General features: G+C 40.2%; 4 protein-coding genes. 2 read left to right on the forward strand and 2 right to left on the reverse strand.

The window, feature by feature from the left end; translation table 11 throughout:
* Together AC1DPZ_RS24135 and AC1DPZ_RS24140 are read left to right on the forward strand one after the other, a co-directional pair.
* The coding region (locus AC1DPZ_RS24135; protein WP_477408277.1) for a glycosyl hydrolase family 28 protein at positions 1 to 884 on the forward strand (884 nt) is incomplete at its 5' end.
* A 62-nt stretch (positions 885 to 946) separates the two neighbouring features.
* Complete coding sequence (locus AC1DPZ_RS24140; protein WP_477408279.1) at positions 947 to 1,972, forward strand: LacI family DNA-binding transcriptional regulator; 1,026 nt, start codon at positions 947 to 949, stop codon at positions 1,970 to 1,972.
* A gap of 59 nt (positions 1,973 to 2,031) precedes the next feature.
* On the opposite strand, the gene AC1DPZ_RS24145 is transcribed toward AC1DPZ_RS24140, so the two are convergent.
* Both AC1DPZ_RS24145 and AC1DPZ_RS24150 read right to left on the reverse strand, forming a co-directional pair.
* Positions 2,032 to 2,964, reverse strand: coding sequence for a PorP/SprF family type IX secretion system membrane protein (locus tag AC1DPZ_RS24145; protein ID WP_477408281.1), 933 nt, complete (start codon positions 2,962 to 2,964; stop codon positions 2,032 to 2,034).
* A gap of 21 nt (positions 2,965 to 2,985) precedes the next feature.
* On the reverse strand, positions 2,986 to 3,482 hold a 497-nt coding region (locus AC1DPZ_RS24150), incomplete at its 5' end, for a gliding motility-associated C-terminal domain-containing protein (protein ID WP_477408283.1).

Consider the following 3,482-nt stretch of genomic DNA (forward strand, 5'->3'; position numbering starts at 1 on the left):
GTATTTTAACACAATTAAATGTTGGACAAGAGTCTGCCCGGCACGAAAATAACAAGTCAACTGATTCTGTGACAGCAAGAAAGGATGCCATTCTCGTTCAATATTCAAAAAACGTCGAGATCAGCGGCATTATCGTTATTCCTCATAAATATTCGGTACTTATCGGTCAATCGGAGAAAGTAAATGTAAAAGATCTTAAATCATTCAGTTCAGAGGGCAATGCAGATGGAATTGATGTGTTCTGTAGTAAAGATATTTTGATTGATCATGTTTTTATGCGAAATTCTGACGACTGTGTGGCCGTATATGGGCACCGTTGGGATTATTATGGTAATGTAAAGAACTTAACTGTAAGTAATTCAATTTTGTGGGCTGATGTAGCCCATCCTATCCTGGTAGGCACTCATGGCGATAGTAAAAATCCGGATACGCTCGAAAACATAAAATTCAAAAATGTAATCATACTTAATCAGCATGAAAACCAGATAGATTACCAGGGATGTATGTCGTTAAATGCCGGGGATAGCAATTTGCTGCGCGATATTCGATTTGAAAATATTGCAGTTGAAAGCATAAGTAAGGGCCAGCTTATCAATATCAGGGTAATGTTTAATCATAAGTATAATACGTCGCCCGGTGATGGTATAGAGAATGTTTATTTTAAAAATATTCACTATGCAGGTAAAAACGCGAACATGTCAATTATTGCTGGTTATGATGAGAAACGGGGAATCAAAAATATAACGTTTGAGAACCTGAAAATCGCAGATCAGATCATCTCGGATGATATGGTTAATAAGCCGTCGTTTTACAAAACGGGCGATATGGCGGATATATTTGTTGGTGAGCATGTTGAGGGTTTAAGATTTATCAAAACGGAATGATTAACCACAACTATTTAAAATAAACCTGAACATTTCAAAGTGTAATATGCCCGGGAGCTTTTATGAAAAAGAAGTTAGGAATAAAGGACATCGCAAACCAATTAAACATTTCTAAAACTACGGTTTCATTTATCCTGAACGGGAAGGCAAAAGAATATGGGATTACTCCTGATTTAGAAAATAAAGTCCTGAATTATGTAAAGAATGTTGGTTATATACCCAATAAAATAGCCCAGGGATTCAGAGCGGGAAAAACCAAAATTCTGGGTATGATGATTGAAGACATTTCTGATCCGTTTTTTTCATCTATTGCAAGAGCGACTGAAGAACATGCATACAACAAAGGCTATCAGATCATTTATGGAAGTACAGAAAATGACACCAGGAAAGCCAAGGATTTAATACTTGCTTTTAAAAATCATGGTGTTGATGGTTTTATTATCGCGCCGGCGCCGGGTATTGAATCCGCCGTCAGCGAGTTATTGGAAGATGGTTTTCCTATCGTTATATTCGATCGCCCGCTCGGGAATATTAAAGCTGATACCGTTCTGGTAAACAATTTTTTTGCAAGCTTTTCGGGAGTAAAGCATTTGGTGCATGAAGGGTATCAAAATATTGCATTAATAACATTGGTATCCGAGCAATTTCAAATGATTGAACGGCAAAATGGGTACCTAAAAGCAATAACTGATTTAAAACAATCGCCAATAATTAAAAAAATAAGGTATCATAGCCAAAGGGAACAAAGCATAGTTGAAATTGAAAATTTCCTGAAAGAGAACAACGCCATCGACGCGCTTTACTTTTCAACAAACTATATTGCCGAAAACGGACTGGAAGCGATCAGGAATCTTGGCCTCCGGATTCCGCAGGATGTGGCTGTAATTGTATTTGACGATAGCAGGTTGTTTAAATTACATTCACCGCCTGTTACTGCCATATCCCAACCAATTACAGCAATCGCCAGCCATTTGGTCGCTTTGATGCTTACTATTCTTACCCGCACCAATGATGAGGGGAGTAGGCCGGAAACAGTTATTCTGGATGCGGAACTTGTTATCCGGGCATCATCACAAGCAAGACAATAGCCTTTTTATCGCAAAAAAAAATCCGGGAAATGAATTCCCGGATTTTAAAATGAACAGGGCTATAGTAAATTAATATTATTCAGAAGTTTCCCAAACCGGTAGCTCAGCGATATCTCATGGGTAGCGTTATTAAAGCCCCCCAGGTTGGCTGATGAGGTGCCTAACTGGTAGCTGTAACCTATATGAAAGGCATTCATATTTAATGTAAGAATCCCAGCCATTGTTTTATCGGTACGGTAGTTAATGCCAAGCCCCAGGGTCTCTTTTATATACATTGTACCGGATATATCCGCAACAAGCGGTACTCCTTTTGCATAAGCAACCAATGTTGCCGGTTTAAATTTGATATCCTCGTTGATATTGGTCAGCAATGCCCCCGAAAAGTAATAATGACTCCTGAAATTGGAATTGTTTTGAATAGATGCGGTACCCAAACTGGTTATGGTAAGCTCGGGTGCCGAGATTCCCAGGTAATACCATCCGGTATAATAGATTACACCAAATCCAATATTGGGTTTGGTTCCCCTTACATCATTCCTGAAGGTTGGATCATTAGAATCCAATGTAGAATAATTGGCTGCATAATTCCGTACACCCGCATTGAGCGAGACGGCTAAATAGCTCTCTGAATTTAACTGGACCCCTTTTGCAAAATAGGCATTTACTTCGGTTTGATGTTCAATGGCCAACTGGTTATTAAATACGATTAGTCCTGCTGCAGCGTCAATCGATTCGATGGGCAGGTTCCCGTTGATCAGGTAGGTTACCGGCGCCCCGTCTATCCCTACCCATTGCTTGCGTGCCAGGGTATGAATTGAGCCTGCTTTATCCAAAAGCGAATAGGCCGGGTTAAACGGTGTTAAGTTATCCATGTACTGGGTATAACTAAAGGCTTGCTGCTGGGCACAAGCGCTGTAGCCTGTTACTATAAGTAACAGGCACAGGCTTAATGCAACAAACAGGGGGGTCTTGTTATTATAAATTTTATTCATATCCGGGATCATGCCGTGCTATTAGTATTTAATGATGATGAAACCGGTTTTATGTTTATTTTCTTCACCCTTCTTATATTCCAGCGTGTAAAAATAGGTACCCGGCTGCTGCATGGCACCGCCTATGCTGGAATGCCCGTCGAATACTTTCGAGCTGTTATCATAGCCTTTTGCTTCAAATATTTTAACACCACTGCGGTTCATGATCGTTAATTTATTATCCGGGTAGGCGGTTAATCCGTCTATGATCAGCACATCATTAATACCATCCCCGTTTGGAGAAAGGCCCTGGTGTACTATAATTCCTTCATTGCTGATATCGCGCTGCGGCGGAGCTACGGCCAGCGGGGCGCTCTTTAATGACATAGAACCTGCTGAAGGTTCGGTTCCGTAAATCAGCTGCCCTTTATAATAAACCGTAATGTGGTTATTCTCTTTCATCACATCTTTGGCCAGGTAGGAGTAATCATTCAGTTCATTAAAGTTCGACCAGTCTGTTTTGACAATACGGTACTGGA

This window comes from Mucilaginibacter sp. P4_G9 (assembly GCF_056400985.1).